Raw genomic sequence first — 17,064 nt, forward strand, 5'->3', positions numbered from 1 at the left:
GCTTTAACACTAAAAAAAAGTATAACTCTAATTGTTTTTTTATAAATTTTGTCAGTGTTTCTGTGTGATAAGTAACTTAAAATATACGAGCCAAATAATCAAAATGCTCGCCATCCTTTACCTTCTCACATTTTAGACCAACCGTTATACAGGCTGTTTTTAAGGTTTCAAAATCAAGATATAACCATTTCATTGGTGTTTCTTTTTCTCCTTTGTAAGACAGAAAATAATCCAATTCTCCAAGATAGCCTTGGTTAAGGTCTAACCATAGACCTCCATCTTCATCTTTGTACATGTATGAAATGTCAGAAGAATCAATTAGAATTTGTCCATTGGGATTTAAAAGCGACTTTAAATGTTTCAAATACCTAGAAACATGCGTTAACTCTTGGAAAATTCCTGTACCATTCATTAATAACAAGATGGTGTCAAAAGTTTGAGTTTCTTGTAAAAGTGGTTTTAATTCAGCATTTAAAACACCGCGCTTTTTTGCTACTTTAATGGCACCTTCAGAGCTGTCAATGGCTTTTACATGAAAGCCTTTTTCTTGTAACCACAACGAATGACTGCCAGAGCCACAGCCAACATCTAAAATATTACCTTTACTAAGTTGAAGTGCTTTTTGTTCCAATGTTGGCATTTCAGAATAATCTCTAAATAAATAGGGAAGTGGTAAAGGGTCTGCATCCGAAATATGAGTAGAAGTGATAATGTCTTCAGAATAATTTCCATTCTGGTAATCTAATAATGCTTTTCCGAAGAGATCTTTAGTCATATTTTTTTGTGGGTTCGAGTGATTTTTATTTTTATAGAAAATGTAAAGATAACTTTAGTTAAATTTGTTTTATGCAAGACCAAATTAATAATCTTCCAAAGCTCGCCAAAGATAAGCATAAGGAAAATAAAACCTTTTTTACAAAGCTAAAAAAGAAACCACCAAAGCAATTGGACTATTTGATGCAAGAGTTGCACGAAACAGAGTTTGAACGAACCGACTGTTTAACGTGTGCCAATTGCTGTAAAACCACAGGCCCTCTATTTACAGATAAAGATATTCAAAGAATTTCGAAATCTTTTAAAATGAAAGCGCAACAATTTATTGATACTTATTTGCGATTAGATGAAGAAAACGATTATGTGTTGCAGTCGGTTCCGTGTACATTTTTAGGTGAAGATAATTATTGTTCTATTTATGAGGTACGACCTAAAGCGTGTCGAGAATTTCCACATACCGATCGAAAAAAGTTTCAGCAAATCTCTAATTTAACAATGAAGAATGTCGCCATTTGTCCTGCAGCTTATAATATTGTTGAAGCAATGAAAAAACGAATTCAGTTGTAATCGTATTGTGCTTCGGAATAGTTTTTGATATCCAATTGTTTAAAATTATAATATGAAAAAGTTAATTATAGTAGCGTTATTGTTTTTTTTTACTGTGAATCTATCTAACGCTCAGCCGTGGATGACTAATTTGGATATCGCTAAAAGCTTAGCTACAGTACAAAATAAAATGGTACTGATGGTATGGGAAGAAACAACAAAATATCCTTATCCGGTTTTAGTTAATACAGATGATGGTAAGACTATTTTTATTGAAAACTTGTTTGAAGACGAAACTGTAAGCCCTTTAATTTGGGAGTATTTTGTACCTGTAATTGTTAATGAAAATAAGTATGCAGATTTATATATGCAAATTAAGGGAAAGCGCACCCAAGCATATATAGATAAGTTCAACGAAGACTCTATTAAAATTATGGATGTCAATGGTAATATCTTAAACCTTTCTGGCAATCCTAATAATTATGAGAACATTTCGCAGTTAATTGAAAATTACGCCTTAAATACCGAATTTATAGCGCCTGAATTAAAAGGCTATAAAAATAAAAAGGATTTTTATTCCGCTTATTATTTAGCTTCAAAATATGTTGATTTTTCAATGTATATGAAAGCAGATATTAGAGAAGAGCTGCTTAAACTTGGTAATATTTATTTAGATGAAGCTTCTGAATTTATAAGTACAAATCCTGTTGAAGAGCAGCTCACATTATCACAGCGAGTAGAGCTTTTAAAGATGCAACAACTTCTAATTACAAAGTCTCCCAAAAAAGTACTAAGAAAATTAAAAAGGATAGATGCAGAAGATATTGAAATTAATAACAAAGCATTTGTAGCTTTTTTGTATTACACAGCTTATAGGGTTTTAAATGACGAAACTAATGCCGCATTATGGGAATCTCAAATATCTTCTGTAAATTTGAAGAAAGCACAGATGATTATTAATCTTAATTCTTAAAGGTATTGGAAACCATCATTAGTTATTTTGAAACCATCCCATCTTTACATAGAAGTCTTATTTTAGTTGGAGGTCTCACTTTTTTTTGGCTGCTAGAAAGTGGTTTGCCATTATTTAAGTTTAAATATAATAAATGGCAACATGCCATTCCAAATCTTTTTTTTACGTTAACAACAGTTGTTATCAATTTTGCTTTAGCCTTTTTACTTTTAGGTGCTGCAGACTGGGTAAAAGTCAACGATTTTGGTATCATTAATTGGTTACCAGACATGCCATTGGGATTGTATGCTTTTCTTGGAGTATTGTTACTCGATTTTTTTGGGGCCTATTTAGCACATTTTGTTGAGCACAAGGTAAAACCGCTTTGGATGGTACATTTAGTACATCATACAGATCACAAAGTAGACACAACAACGGCTAATAGACATCATCCTATTGAAAGTTTAATTCGATTTGTGTTTACGCTTGTAGGTGTATTTGTGGTTGGTACACCTATTGCTTTGGTGATGATTTATCAAGCGATGTCTTTAATTTTTACACAGTTTACACATGCCAATATTAAAATGCCAAAAGGCTTAGATAAAGCATTGAGTTGTGTAATTGTCTCGCCAGATATGCATAAAATTCACCATCATTATAGATTACCATATACAGATTCTAATTACGGAAATATTTTTAGTATTTGGGATCGTATGTTTGGAACCTTCTTATATATGGAGCGTGAAAAGTTAGTTTATGGAGTAGATGTTTTTCCAGATGAAGTTAAGAATAGTAATATCAAAGATTTACTTAAACAACCATTTGAAGTTTATGAAAAACCTACGCTTTCAGCAGATCTCGAAAACTAGTATAGTTGTATTTTTAATTTTATGTAGCGTGAGTTGCAATCCAATACAAAAACAATTAGACATACAAGGTCATAGAGGATGTAGAGGTTTATTTCCAGAAAATTCCTTGCTTGCTTTTGAAAAAGCTATTGATTTAGGTGTAACCACTTTAGAGTTAGACATTGTTATCTCTCAAGATAAAAAGGTGGTTGTTTCTCATGAAGCCTATATGAATCCGAACATTTGTTATGATACTGAAGGAATGGATATTCCAGATGCATTAAAAACAAAATTTAATTTGTTTAAGATGAATTATAATGAAATTATACAGTTTGACTGTGGATCAAAATTTCATCCAAGCTTTCCAAATCAAACAAAGATAAAAACATATAAGCCTTTATTGTCTGAAGTATTTGATTTAGTAAAAGCAAAACAATCAAATGTTAAATTTAATATCGAAATTAAATCGGAACCTCAGTATTATGCGATTTTTACACCAAAACCAAAACCTTATGTGAAATTGGTTTTAGATGAAATTAAAGACAACCACATGCTTAATCGTGTTAATCTTCAATCGTTTGATCTAGCAATTCTTGAAGAGGTCAAAAAGCAATTACCAAATATGAAAGTGGCTTTACTTATTGATGAGAATGAAACAATTGAAGACAAATTAGAAGCATTGTCTTATAAACCAGAGATTATAAGTCCGTACTTTAAATTAGTAACGGCAGAATCTGTTAGAAGGTATCAAAATAAAGGTTTTTATGTTATTCCTTGGACAATTAACGAAGATCAAGCTATGGAACAAATGTTATCTTTTAATGTAGATGGCATTATTACAGATTATCCAGATCGTTTAATTAAACTTTTAAAGCAGAAAATGTCTTTACAATGCAGTTCGTCGAGTATTTAGAGCAGATAATGTAAGTTATATGGCATTTAATCCTAAAACCACCTATGTTTAAAGCGGATTAATTAATTACTATTGAGTTAACACATGCTTTTTTATAACTTAAAGTAAGTTCTATTTTGAAAAATTTTATCCGCATTTGCCTCGTCCTCATTCTTTTATTTTTATTAGGTTTTACACTACAAGCGCAAGAATCTTATGCCAAGCTTGAAAAAAATAGAAATATTCAAGCTAAAGATTTCATTCATCAATTAAATACAACTAAAGATACTCTGATTTTAAGAAGTGATAAAATCATAAATTCACTTTATACTATAAATCAAAATTACACACGTGAACTCGATTTTGAAATTGATACAACGGAGTATAGATTACCACTAAATAAATTATCTAAAGGGAAGCATGTTTTTGTAGCAATACAATCTCCAAAGCGAATTGTATTTGTTGTTAAAATACTAAAGGATATTCCTAAAAAAGAGCCAGAAGGTATTGTTAACTTAAAGCCCAAAAAGATTGTATTTGCAACTAATTAATAGTTCGTTTAATTATATATCAAATAATTACGGCGCATTTTTTTGTAAGCATTTATGTCGTCTTTCCAAGTGGCTTTAATTTCATCTTCTGTTAAGCCAGATTCAATTTGTTGTTGTAATTTATCGGTTCCTGCATGCGTAGTGAAGTTAGAGGTATTAAAAACTTTTGACTTATCTAAAGCATGGTTAAAAGCATCTATAACATATTTTAAAGTAAAACTGCGCTCTACTTTTATTTCAGATAAATCAACACCATAACAAGTTTCATTCTGGTGCTTTGGGTACTTAGAACCAAAATTTGCAACAGGTGTATAGCTAAATTTAAAATGATTTTTGTCTAAAAATGGTGCGCCAAAACGTTGAAACTGAAATTCTGTACCTCTTCCTGCATTAATATTTGTGCCTTCAAACAAACCTAAACTAGGATATAATACTATTGATTGGTCGTTAGGTAAATTTGGTGAAGGTCTTATAGGTAAGCTATATGTGCTATCATGTTTGTAATTTTTCATTTCAATAATTGTAATGTCACAAGTTTTACCGTTAGTAAGCCAAGCTTCACCATTAATCATTTTTGCGTATTCCCCAATGGTCATACCATGAATTAAAGGAATAGGGTGCATTCCTAAAAAGCTACTGTGCTTTTTTTCTAAAACAGGACCATCTATATAATTGCCATTTGGATTAGGCCGATCTAAAATTAATAATGGAATATTTTGCTCGGCACAAGCTTCCATTATATAGTGTAATGTAGAAATATAAGTGTAAAAACGTACTCCAACATCTTGTATGTCAAAAACCAAAATATCTACATCTTTAAGATGTGACGTCGTTGGTTTTTTATGTTTGCCATGTAACGAATAAACAGGTAGCCCTGTTTTGGTGTCCATACCATCTTTTACTAATTCACCAGCATCTGCTGTGCCTCTAAAACCATGCTCTGGAGCAAAAACGTTTTTGATATTAATATTTAAATGTAGTAAAGAATCTACAATATGAGTATAAGAAAAATCATGGGGAGTTTCAATATTTTTAAAAATAACACTTGTCTGATTTGCAACTACAGCTACGCGTTTATCTTTTAATAAAGGTAGGTATAACTCAGTTCTATTTGCTGCTACAATAATGTTTTCCTCCTGCATTGTTGTATTGAATGTGCCATGCTGAGCTTGAGTAAAGGCAGTTAAAGTATCTGTGTTTACTGACATTTTACCTTTAGAGTCGCCTGCTTCAGACTTAATTCTATTTCCACAAGAAAATGTAAGGAAGCATATCCCAATAATTATCGAGAATAAAACTGTATTTTTGACATCCTTTAAAAGCATAGAGTAGGTTTGAATTTTGAGTTATTTATAGCTAAACGTATAATTGGTAATAAAACGTATAAAAGTAGTGTTTCGGCACCAATAATTAAAATTGGTATCGCAGCAATTGCTATTGGTATTATTGTAATGCTTATTGCTATTGCAACAGGTTTGGGTTTACAGCAAAAAATTAGAGATAAAGTTGTGGCTTTTAACGGCCATATAGAAATTACTAATTATGATACAAACGCTTCGGACGAATCTCAAGTACCAATTTCAATTAACCAAGAGTTTTATCCTAATTTTGATGATGTAGAAGGAGTAAAACATATACAAGGAGTCGCTACAAAATTTGCTGTAATTAGAACTGAAACCAATTTTGAAGGTGTTGTTGTAAAAGGAGTAGGGGCCGACTATAATTGGGACTATTTTAAAGAATTTTTAGTTGAAGGACGATTACCTGATTTTACACAAAAGCAAAATGAGGAAATTTTAATCTCTAAATACCTAGCAAATCGTTTAGAATTTAAAGTTGGAGATAAATTTCAAACCTTATTTGGAAACCCATTAAATGATAGACCACGTATTATTAATTATGAAATTGTGGGCATATATAATTCTGGATTTCAAGAATTAGATGCCAAATTTTGTATTGCAGATTTAAGACACATACAGCGTATTAATAAATGGAAAGCTGACGAAATAGGAAGTTTTGAAGTTTTTATTGATGATTTTTCTCAAGTCGAAGAAAAAGCAATTGAGGTATTTAAATCGGTTCCTTCAGTATTGAATGCAACATCTATTACACGAAAATATTATACCGTTTTTGAATGGATTAAGATTTTTGATAACAATACCTACGGTATCATAGTTATTATGATTGTTGTTGCTGGTATAAATATGATTACAGCCTTATTAGTTCTAATCTTAGAACGTACAGCCATGATAGGGATTTTAAAAGCTTTAGGAAGTTCAAATTGGACAATTAGAAAGGTGTTTCTTTATAACGCGTCTTACTTAATTGGTTTAGGTTTACTTTGGGGAAATATTATTGGTTTAGGAGTGTTATTTGCTCAGAAGTATTTAAAATTATTTCCTCTAAATCCAGACACATACTATGTAAGTACTGCTCCTGTTTATATTGGTTGGGATTATATTATACTACTTAATATTGGCACATTTATAGTCTGTTTATTAATGCTATTAATTCCTTCAGTAATTATTTCTAAGATTTCGCCAGTTAAAGCTATACGATTCGATTAATATTCAGTTATAAGCATTAGAGAGGTACAGCTATAATTGTTTTATTAAAGACTAATCACTATAATAACGAACTTTTAACTTTATACTTTTAACTTTTCACTTATTTTTGCAATCTGAAAAATTACTATGGACTACGCAGAAAATATATTAGGTACAATAGGAAATACACCATTAGTTAAAATGAATAAACTAGTGAAAGATTTACCTTGTTTAGTACTTGCTAAATACGAAACTTTTAACCCAGGAAATTCAGTTAAAGACCGTATGGCTTTGCAGATGATTGAAGATGCAGAAGCAGATGGACGATTAAAGCCTGGAGGAACAATCATTGAAGGGACATCTGGAAACACAGGCATGGGATTGGCTTTAGCTGCTATAGTAAAAGGTTACAAATGTATTTTTGTAATGGCAGATAAACAATCTAAAGAAAAAGTAGATATTATGCGTGCTGTTGGAGCAGAAGTTATAGTATGTCCAACTGCAGTAGAACCAGATGATCCAAGAAGTTATTATTCTGTATCAAAACGATTAGGAGAAGAAACACCAAATTCTTGGTATGTAAACCAATATGACAATCCAAGTAATGCCAAAGCGCATTACGAAAGTACAGGCCCAGAAATCTGGAAACAAACAGATGGCAAGATCACTCATTTTGTGGTTGGTGTTGGTACTGGTGGAACTATTTCTGGTGTTGGAAAATACCTAAAAGAACAAAACCCAAATATTAAAGTTTGGGGAGTAGATACTTATGGTTCGGTATTTAAAAAATACCATGAAACCGGAATTTTTGATGAAAATGAAATCTATCCTTACGTTACCGAAGGTATAGGAGAAGATATCTTACCAAAAAATGTGGATTTTGATATTATTGATGGCTTTACTAAGGTAACCGATAAAGATGCTTGTGTTTACACACAACGTTTAGCTAAGGAAGAAGGGATGTTTTTAGGGAATTCTGCAGGTTCTGCTATAAAAGGAGTATTGCAATTAAAAGAGCATTTTAAACCAGACGATGTTGTTGTGGTTTTATTTCATGATCATGGAAGTCGTTATGTTGGTAAAATGTTTAATGACGATTGGATGCGTGAGATGGGTTACATCGATTAACAAATTCCTGCGAAGACAGGAATCTCATTATATAAAAAAAATCCTGATTTCATTATCAGGATTTTTTTGTTTAACCCCCTTTTGAAAGGGCTAATCATCACTATTTGCTTTATTTTCAATTTAATAGTAATTGATTCAATGTTATTTCCTTCTTAATTCATCATAGTTGGCAGAAGCATTTACCTACCTTCACCCAAAAGGGAAACCAACTATAATGATAGATCTTAAAATAAATAAACCATAACCATTTTTACCGCTAAAAGATGTCACTATATATAATAATAGAGGAGAAGACATAAAAAGTATTATTAATGTACTAGAAGCAGGTAATCCTGTTTTAATTACCGAGTTTTATAATAACGGATCTGTATTGCTAAGTGGTTTACAAGAACATCTAAACAGAACATTACCTAATACATCATTTAAGGAGCAACGTGCATATCGTGCAGTTTATCATAAGCTTTCCAATCTTATAATTGTAGAAATTGAAAATCATAAACTAGTAGCAAAGAAGGCTCCTGTTGTTGGCTGGTTTAAAAAATTATATCCAGAAACGAGCGATTTTTTATTAACCCTTCCACAAGTACAAGGTTTAAACAGTGCTTGGCAGTGGTACACAAACGGGATAACAATACCAGGATTGCGAAATAAAATTCATCCGTATTATGGAACGTATTTTCCAACACGCTTTGAACATTTAGAATTGTTTGATAATTGGTTAAAACGTTACAGTGGTCCTAAAAAATCTGCAATAGATGTTGGAGTTGGTAGTGGTATTTTAGCATTACAAATGGTAAAGCATGGATTTCAAAAGGTTTTTGCAACAGATACAAATCCTAATGCTATAATTGGTTTAACAGAAATGATGGGAGATACCAAACTGTCTCGAAAAATAGAACTCGACTTTGGATCGCTTTTTGGCAAATGGAAAAATAAAACAGAACTCATTGTTTTTAATCCGCCTTGGTTAGCCGAAACACGAGGTTTAAATAATTTAGATGCAGCTATTTATTATAATGATACTTTGTTTTAGACTTTTTTCAAGCCGCAAAGCAAATGTTATTGCCAGATGGAAAGTTGGTACTTATCTTCTCTAATTTTGCACAAATTACAGGTGTAGCCAAATCCAATCCTATTGAACAAGAAATAGCTAAGGGTGGACGGTTTCAGTTAGAAAAGTGTTATAAGAAAAACGTTAAAAAAGGATCAGAAAAAACAAAGCGTAGCTTACAGTATAGAGAGACTGAAGAAGTAGAGCTTTGGGTGTTAACATATATTTAATGAGCGGTTTTGTTATTGATGCTATAATTAGAACCGAATTTATAGCATACAAAATACGGTTAAAATGCTTTTAAGGCCATTGTAACATGTTTGTTTCTTTGGCTTTAGGTCTTTTTTAAGTATTGAAATTTAGAATTATTTTTCTATTTTTAGTATATGCAAGAAGACTTCCTTCATTATATATGGAAACACAAATCCTTTGATACATCTTTGTTAAAAACAACAAAAGGTGAGTCTATTGCTATTGCTAATTTAGGACAACACAATCATAATGCTGGTCCAGATTTCTTCAACGCACAAATAAGTATTGCTAATCAACTTTGGGCTGGTAATGTCGAGATTCATATAAAATCTTCAGATTGGTATGTGCATAATCATGAAGTTGATAGGGCTTATGATAATGTTATTCTTCATGTCGTTTGGGAACACGATACCGAAATCTTTAGAAAAGATAATTCAGAAATTCCAACCTTAGAATTAAAACATTACGTAGATAAAAGTTTAGTCAATAATTATCAAAAACTCATGCAATCTAAATCATGGATTAATTGTGAAACAAGTTTCTCTGAGGTGGATGATTTTTCACTTAATAATTGGTTAGAACGCTTATATATAGAACGTTTAGAGCGAAAATCTGAAGAGATCCAATATTTATTAAACTCTTCTCATAACAATTGGGAAGCAGTTTTGTTTAAAATGCTAACTAAAAATTTTGGACTTAAAGTAAATGGTGAATCGTTTTTAAGTTTAGCTCATTCGTTTAAGTTTTCAATAGTAAGAAAACTTCAAAAGGATATTTTAGATTTAGAAGCTTTATTTTTTGGACAAGCAAAACTACTTAATGACGATGTACAAGAGGCGTATTATTTAAATCTTCAAAAACGGTATCAGTTTTTAAAACAAAAATTCAAACTAACACATCAAGGAGTGTTGCCATTACAGTTTTTTAGGTTAAGGCCATCAAATTTCCCAACTGTTAGACTATCGCAATTAGCAATGCTTTATAACGTAAATACGAGCTTATTTTCAGAAATTATAACAGCAAAAACCAAAGAAGACGTTTATAACCTGTTTAATATTGAAACATCTGAATTTTGGAAATCGCATTATACTTTTTCTAAAAAGTCTAAGACTTCAAAAAAAGCATTATCTAAATCATTTATAGATTTATTAATCATTAATACTATAATTCCTTTGCAATTTAGTTATGCTAAAGTGCAAGGAAAACCAATAGAGGACCATGTGTTTGATTTTATGAAACAAATGAATGCTGAAAAAAATAGTATTGTCTCTAAGTTCTTGGATTTAAAACCTATAGAGAAAACAGCATTGACTTCACAAGCCTTGTTACAGTTGAAGCAAAATTATTGTGATAAAAATAAGTGCTTACAATGTGCAATAGGTAATCGTCTAATCGTGAAATATTAACTAACTTGCAGTATGAAATGGTTCTATAATCTATTATTATACTTTCAAAAACGAGGTTATTACGTTTGCCAACGTATTGCAGACCGTTTGGGAATTAGAGCTAAAATTGTGAGAACGTCTTTTATGTATCTCACTTTCGTAACCGTTGGTTTTGGTTTTGCATTATATTTATTCTTAGCCTTTTGGATGCGTATTAAAGATATCGTTTATACCAAACGTTCTTCAGTCTTCGATTTATAATTACATAATATTAAATGGATAATCCGCTTTTAAGACTTTATAGATCTAAAATTTACACAGCTGTAATGATGCTGGTATTTTTATTGTGTATTGGAGTTTTAGGATATAGATTTATCTCCGGTTATCAATGGCTTGATGCTATTTATATGACTGTAATAACTGTAACCACTGTTGGTTTTGCAGAAGTCATCCCTCTTGATCCACAATCTAAGATCTTTACTATTTTTTTAATTTTAACTAGTGTAGTCATTGTTGGTTATGCAATTTCAATCATCACGGATTATATTCTCAGTAGAAATAATTTTGAAGACATAAAACAACGTAAAATGCAAAAGAAAATTGATGCGATGTCTAACCATATTATTATTTGTGGTTATGGACGAAATGGAAAACAAGCTGCTAAAAAACTATTAGCTTATGATAAACCTTTTGTAATTATTGAAAGAGACAAAGAGATTATTGAAAAGTTTCAAGAAAATAATATTCCTTTCGTATTTGGAAATGCTAATGAAGATGAAGTACTTTTTGAAGCTGGTATAGAAAAAGCAAGTACTCTAATTAGTGCACTACCAAGTGATGCCGATAATTTGTTTGTGGTACTTTCTGCACGACAAATTAATTCAAAACTCACCATAATTAGTAGAGCTTCAGAGGAAACGTCTTATAATAAATTAAAGTTAGCTGGTGCCAATAATGTCATTTTGCCAGATAGAATTGGTGGTGACCATATGGCGTCTTTAGTTGTGATTCCTGATTTAATTGAGTTTATTGATAATTTAGGTGTTGTTGGCGAGCGTAATATTAATATTGAAGAAATTAAAGTAGAACAACTTTATAATATTAATGAAGTAAAAACAATTAGAGATTTAGATTTACGTCGTAAAACAGGTTGTACTGTCATTGGATTTAAAGATGATAAAGGCGACTATATTGTTAATCCTGAAGCAGAAACTAAATTAATTGCTGGCTCAAAAATCATTGTTTTAGGAAGACCAGAACAGATTATGAAATTGAATTCTCAGTACAATATTGAATGATCAATACATTCATTTTATGAGTCTATACTTTACAAGCTCATTTTTTTTTTGCATCTTGTCATCTTTAAAAAGCAATAACTAACCATTAAACTAACTAATAACTATAACTCATGAAGAAATATCTTCTATCAATTTTTACAATTTTATTACCGTTTTTGACTTTTGCCCAAGAAACAACTTCCGAAAAAATTGATGCTATTTTTAAGGATTACACAGGCTGGTTTGTTGAGGCTATTTTTTACGAAATTTCATTTTCAGAAACTTATAAAATTCCTTGGGTACTTATTGTGCTAATTGGTGGAGCATTGTTTTTTACTATTTATTTTAAATTTATCAATATCACAGGTTTTAGAATGGCTATTAGAGTTGTTAGAGGGCAGTATGAAGATATTGAAAAACATGGTGCAGATACCTTATATGGAGATAATACAGCCAATGAAGGTGAAAATATAATTGAAACCATGAGAGATGATGGTGCAGACGGTGAAGTGTCGCACTTTCAGGCTTTAACAGCGGCATTATCTGCTACTGTAGGTTTAGGGAATATTGCTGGTGTAGCTGTAGCCTTGTCTATTGGTGGTCCTGGAGCAACATTTTGGATGATTGTTGCGGGTCTGTTAGGTATGGCATCAAAATTTGCAGAATGTACACTTGGTGTAAAATATAGAGACGTTGGTGAAGATGGTACCGTTTATGGTGGTCCAATGTATTACTTAACCAAAGGATTAAAATCTAAAGGTATGGGTGGTTTTGGAAAAGTGCTAGCTGTACTATTTGCCATATTTGTAATAGGTGGATCTTTTGGAGGTGGAAATATGTTCCAAGCCAATCAAGCTGCTGCACAATTTGTTAAAGTATTTGATCTAGATCCAGCGTCTAATGCAGGTATGTATTTTGGAATTGTTATGGCTATACTTGTAGCTGTTGTTATTATTGGAGGAATTAAGCGTATCGCTAAGGTTACTGAAAAAGTAGTACCATTTATGGCTGGTATATATGTGTTAGCTTCATTAATTATATTAGGAGCTAATTTTAGCTTAATCGATGATGCGTTTGCATTGATATATGAAGGTGCATTCTCAGGATTAGGGATTGCAGGTGGACTTGTTGGTGTGATGATTCAAGGTATTAGAAGAGGAGCTTTCTCTAACGAAGCAGGTGTTGGGTCTGCTGCAATTGCACATTCAGCTGTTCGTACAAAATATCCAGCATCTGAAGGAATTGTTGCCCTTTTAGAACCTTTTGTAGATACCGTTGTAATTTGTACAATGACTGCGTTAGTAATTGTAATTACTAATTTTGATGGTGGTTTTATGGAATATGGTGTTGAGATAAAAGAAGGTGTAGAAATTACAGCAACAGCTTTTGATTCTGTAATTCCACATTTCTCAATTATATTGACAATTGCAGTAATTTTATTTGCATTTTCAACTATGATTTCTTGGTCGTACTACGGTATGCAAGGTTGGGTGTTTTTATTCGGAAAAGGTAAAGTATCAGATTTAGCTTATAAAGTGTTGTTTTTATTCTTTGTTGTTGTAGGAGCTTCTATTAGTTTAGGTGCTGTTATTAACTTCTCAGATGCTATGATTTTTGCAATGGTAGTGCCAAACATTATTGGTGTTGTAATTCTATCTCCAATTATTAAAATGGAATTAAAGAAATACTATAAAGCAATTAATGTTAAAGAAGAAGCTATTGAAGAAGGGGCAGATGATCTAAATGAAATATTATAAATAAACACTAATCTCATATGAAATCCCATTTCCAGTTTTCTAATCAACAACGGAATGGGATTTTTTTGTTGTTGGTAATTATAATCATTGGTCAATGTATATATTGGTTTGCACCAAATAGTTTAGCAAATTCAAATAAGGATGTTGCCGGAAACCAGCAACAATTAGACGCTTTTAAAAAAGAATTAGATGCGCTTCGTTTGGTTGAAATAGAGAATAGTAAACCAAAAATATATCCTTTCAATCCCAATTATATTACAGATTATAAAGGCTATACTTTAGGAATGAGCAATGAAGAAATCGATAGACTTCATAAATTTAGAGAAAGCAATCAATGGATAAATTCTGCTAAAGATTTTCAGAATGTAACAAAGGTGTCAGATTCCTTTTTAGCCGTTATTTCGCCTTATTTTAAGTTTCCAAGCTGGGTAACTAACCCTAAACCCAAGCCTTCATATCATAATAATACCTATTCAAATTCTAATAAGCCTAAAACCTATGCTCAGAAAATAGATTTGAATATAGCAACAGCAAGCCAATTAAAAAAAATCTATGGAGTAGGCGATAAGCTAGCAGAGCGTATTATCACATACCGAAATAAATTTAAAGGAGGATTTGTTTCAGATATCCAGTTAAGTGAGGTTTATGGCCTGTCGCCAGAAGTTATTGAGCGTATCCAAAACGATTTTACCGTAAAAACACCAAGGGCGATTAAGAAGTTTAATTTAAATACTGCCACTAGAGATGAGTTGGTTACCATTCAATATATAGGTTATGAAGTCGCTAACAATATTATTGAAGAACGAACACTGAGGGACGGTTTTAAATCTTTAGATGATTTGTTAAAGGTTGAAGATTTTCCTATTAAAAAAATCGAGATAATTAAGCTATATTTGTATCTCTAATAAACAACAATACATGTCTAATTTATATTTTACTGAAGAGCACAATTTATTTAGGGAAAGCCTTAGAGAATTCTTAAAAAAGGAAGTTGTGCCACATATTGATAAATGGGAAGAAACAGGTCGTATAGAACGTTTCATCTGGAAGAAATTTGGAGATATGGGGTATTTTGGTCTTGCAACACCCGAAAATTATGGAGGGTTAGATTTAGATTTATTTTATACCGTAATTTTTCTTGAAGAAATGCAACGTATTAACTCTGGTGGTTTTGCTGCAGCAATGTGGGCACATGCTTATTTAGCGATGACGCATCTTAATAAAGAAGGAAATCACGAGCAAAAAGAAAAATATTTAAAACCAAGTGCATTAGGAGATGCTATAGGATGTCTTTGTATTACTGAGCCTTTTGGCGGAAGTGATGTTGCAGGTATGCGCACAACTGCGGTTAAAAAAGGAGATACTTATGTCATTAATGGATCTAAAACCTTTATAACTAATGGTGTGTATAGTGACTATTTAGTAGTTGCTGCTAAAACTAATCCAGAATTAGGCAATAAAGGCATTAGTATTTTTGTAATGGATAGAGATACACCAGGTATTTCGGCAACCAAGTTAGATAAGTTAGGTTGGAGAGCTTCTGATACAGGTGAGATTGCTTTTGATAATGTCGTAATTCCGGCTTCAAATTTAATGGGAGAAGAAGGGCAAGGATTTCCATATATAATGCAACATTTTTCTTTAGAAAGATTAATCATGGGAGTTAACTCACATGCAAGAGCAGAATACGCTTTAGAATACGCAAAGCAATATATGTCAGAAAGAACAGCTTTCGGTAGAACTATAGATAAATTTCAGGCTTTAAGGCATACGTATGCAGATTGCGAAACACAAATGGAAATTTGTAAGCAATTTAATTATTACGTCGCTAAACGATTAGATATGGGAGATTATGTAGTTAAAGAAGCTACAATGTCTAAATTACAGTCTACAAAAATGGCAGACGATGTTATTTACCAATGCCTTCAATTTTTAGGAGGTTATGGTTACATGGAAGAATATCCATTGGCACGTATGTCTAGAGATAGTCGTTTAGGGCCAATTGGAGGAGGAACTTCAGAGATACTTAAAGAAATTATTGCGAAGATGGTAATTGATAATAAGGATTATAAACCAGCGACTTAATAGTTGAATCAAAATATATAAATCGAATCCTACATTAGTGTAGGATTTTTTTTGTTTCAATATTCTCTATTTAATTATAACTATTAGTTATATTTAGTGCTAATCAAAAAAAATGAATGAGCCTTAAATCTTTTTCTGAGTACTTACTATTAGAGAAAAAATATTCTAAGCATACAGTGTTGGCTTATTCAAGAGATATTGAAAATTTTCAAGACTTTTTAAAGCAACATCATAATTCAACAGATCTAACTTTGGCCGGTTATTCTGAAATAAGGCAATGGATCGTAAGTTTAGTAGATCGAGATATTTCTAACAGAACAATAAATAGAAAAGTATCCTCACTTAATACATATTATAAATTTCTACTAAAAATAGAAGCCATTAATATAAACCCTTTAAAACAGCATAAAGCTTTAAAAGTGGGGAAGAAGGTGCAACTTCCCTTTTCAGAACAAGAACTAAAATTAGTTCTCGAAAATGCTATTGAAGTAAATGATTTTAAAAGTGCCCGAGACCATTTAATTATAGAATTGTTTTATGCTACAGGGATTAGGCGTATTGAGCTCGTAAATATTAAGTTAAAAGATATAGATAAAGGAAATAATCAAATAAAAGTTTTGGGTAAGCGTAACAAAGAGCGTTATATCCCATTAATAAATAGATTGGTCAAGTCTATAGACTGCTACTTAAGATACAGGGCTGATTTGCCTATAGTTGAAGATAAAGAGATGCTTTTTCTAACAAAAAAAGGTCTTAAAATTTATGAAAAGCTTGTTTACAGAATAATTAATAAGTATTTTAGTGAAGCATCTTCAAAAGCAAAATGTAGTCCACATGTATTAAGACATTCATTTGCTACACACTTATTAAATCAAGGTGCCGATTTAAATGCAGTAAAAGAACTTCTAGGACATACAAGTTTAGCCGCAACTCAAGTTTATACACATAGTAGTATGGCAGAATTAAAAAAAGTATATGCAAAGGCACATCCAAGAAACCAACGTTAAGCTTAGGCTTAAA

At 31.6% G+C, this 17,064-nt stretch carries 18 protein-coding genes; 16 read left to right on the forward strand and 2 right to left on the reverse strand.

Annotated features, from left to right (window positions below):
• Positions 1 to 76: 76 nt before the first annotated feature.
• Complete coding sequence (locus tag KO504_RS02305; RefSeq protein WP_215924718.1) at positions 77 to 775, reverse strand: class I SAM-dependent methyltransferase; 699 nt, start codon at positions 773 to 775, stop codon at positions 77 to 79.
• Between the two features lie 71 nt (positions 776 to 846).
• On the opposite strand from KO504_RS02305, the gene KO504_RS02310 reads away from it, so the two are divergent.
• The 5 genes from KO504_RS02310 (at position 847) to KO504_RS02330 (ending at position 4,563) form a co-directional block, all read left to right on the forward strand.
• A complete protein-coding gene (locus KO504_RS02310; protein WP_215924719.1) occupies positions 847 to 1,341 on the forward strand; it encodes a YkgJ family cysteine cluster protein in 495 nt (164 codons plus the stop codon).
• Between the two features lie 52 nt (positions 1,342 to 1,393).
• Positions 1,394 to 2,293, forward strand: coding sequence for a hypothetical protein (locus KO504_RS02315; protein ID WP_215924720.1), 900 nt, complete (start codon positions 1,394 to 1,396; stop codon positions 2,291 to 2,293).
• 5 nt (positions 2,294 to 2,298) lie between these two features.
• Positions 2,299 to 3,141, forward strand: a complete 843-nt coding sequence (locus tag KO504_RS02320; RefSeq protein ID WP_215924721.1) for a sterol desaturase family protein — start codon at positions 2,299 to 2,301, stop codon at positions 3,139 to 3,141.
• Positions 3,142 to 3,169: 28 nt separating this feature from the next.
• Positions 3,170 to 4,033, forward strand: coding sequence for a glycerophosphodiester phosphodiesterase family protein (locus tag KO504_RS02325; RefSeq protein ID WP_354667376.1), 864 nt, complete (start codon positions 3,170 to 3,172; stop codon positions 4,031 to 4,033).
• Positions 4,034 to 4,149: 116 nt separating this feature from the next.
• Positions 4,150 to 4,563: a hypothetical protein gene (locus KO504_RS02330; protein ID WP_215924723.1), complete on the forward strand. Its 414-nt coding sequence runs from the start codon at positions 4,150 to 4,152 to the stop codon at positions 4,561 to 4,563.
• 8 nt (positions 4,564 to 4,571) lie between these two features.
• On the opposite strand, the gene KO504_RS02335 is transcribed toward KO504_RS02330, so the two are convergent.
• A complete protein-coding gene (locus KO504_RS02335; RefSeq protein WP_215924724.1) occupies positions 4,572 to 5,888 on the reverse strand; it encodes an exo-beta-N-acetylmuramidase NamZ family protein in 1,317 nt (438 codons plus the stop codon).
• Positions 5,889 to 5,897: 9 nt separating this feature from the next.
• Here KO504_RS02335 and KO504_RS02340 point away from each other — a divergent pair, with 9 nt between their 5' ends.
• The 11 genes from KO504_RS02340 (at position 5,898) to KO504_RS02385 (ending at position 17,051) form a co-directional block, all read left to right on the forward strand.
• On the forward strand, positions 5,898 to 7,130 hold the full coding sequence (locus tag KO504_RS02340) for an ABC transporter permease (RefSeq protein WP_215924725.1): 1,233 nt from the start codon (positions 5,898 to 5,900) through the stop codon (positions 7,128 to 7,130).
• 126 nt (positions 7,131 to 7,256) lie between these two features.
• Positions 7,257 to 8,237 carry a PLP-dependent cysteine synthase family protein gene (locus KO504_RS02345; RefSeq protein ID WP_215924726.1) on the forward strand — a complete coding sequence of 327 codons (981 nt, stop codon included), beginning with the start codon at positions 7,257 to 7,259 and terminating at the stop codon, positions 8,235 to 8,237.
• A gap of 370 nt (positions 8,238 to 8,607) precedes the next feature.
• Positions 8,608 to 9,270: a 50S ribosomal protein L11 methyltransferase gene (locus tag KO504_RS17305; RefSeq protein WP_252723600.1), complete on the forward strand. Its 663-nt coding sequence runs from the start codon at positions 8,608 to 8,610 to the stop codon at positions 9,268 to 9,270.
• A gap of 23 nt (positions 9,271 to 9,293) precedes the next feature.
• Complete coding sequence (locus KO504_RS17310; RefSeq protein ID WP_252723601.1) at positions 9,294 to 9,518, forward strand: hypothetical protein; 225 nt, start codon at positions 9,294 to 9,296, stop codon at positions 9,516 to 9,518.
• A 156-nt stretch (positions 9,519 to 9,674) separates the two neighbouring features.
• On the forward strand, positions 9,675 to 10,946 hold the full coding sequence (locus KO504_RS02355) for a DUF2851 family protein (protein WP_215924727.1): 1,272 nt from the start codon (positions 9,675 to 9,677) through the stop codon (positions 10,944 to 10,946).
• 12 nt (positions 10,947 to 10,958) lie between these two features.
• A complete protein-coding gene (locus KO504_RS02360; RefSeq protein WP_215924728.1) occupies positions 10,959 to 11,186 on the forward strand; it encodes a PspC domain-containing protein in 228 nt (75 codons plus the stop codon).
• 14 nt (positions 11,187 to 11,200) lie between these two features.
• On the forward strand, positions 11,201 to 12,223 hold the full coding sequence (locus tag KO504_RS02365) for a potassium channel family protein (RefSeq protein WP_215924729.1): 1,023 nt from the start codon (positions 11,201 to 11,203) through the stop codon (positions 12,221 to 12,223).
• 110 nt (positions 12,224 to 12,333) lie between these two features.
• A complete protein-coding gene (locus KO504_RS02370) occupies positions 12,334 to 13,959 on the forward strand; it encodes an alanine/glycine:cation symporter family protein (RefSeq protein ID WP_215924730.1) in 1,626 nt (541 codons plus the stop codon).
• Positions 13,960 to 13,976: 17 nt separating this feature from the next.
• On the forward strand, positions 13,977 to 14,864 hold the full coding sequence (locus KO504_RS02375) for a ComEA family DNA-binding protein (protein ID WP_215924731.1): 888 nt from the start codon (positions 13,977 to 13,979) through the stop codon (positions 14,862 to 14,864).
• 13 nt (positions 14,865 to 14,877) lie between these two features.
• Positions 14,878 to 16,044: an acyl-CoA dehydrogenase family protein gene (locus KO504_RS02380; RefSeq protein ID WP_215924732.1), complete on the forward strand. Its 1,167-nt coding sequence runs from the start codon at positions 14,878 to 14,880 to the stop codon at positions 16,042 to 16,044.
• A 116-nt stretch (positions 16,045 to 16,160) separates the two neighbouring features.
• Positions 16,161 to 17,051 carry a tyrosine-type recombinase/integrase gene (locus tag KO504_RS02385; protein ID WP_215924733.1) on the forward strand — a complete coding sequence of 297 codons (891 nt, stop codon included), beginning with the start codon at positions 16,161 to 16,163 and terminating at the stop codon, positions 17,049 to 17,051.
• Positions 17,052 to 17,064 lie beyond the last annotated feature (13 nt).

The organism is Winogradskyella psychrotolerans, from assembly GCF_018860565.1.
Classification (GTDB): Bacteria; Bacteroidota; Bacteroidia; order Flavobacteriales; family Flavobacteriaceae; genus Winogradskyella; species Winogradskyella damuponensis.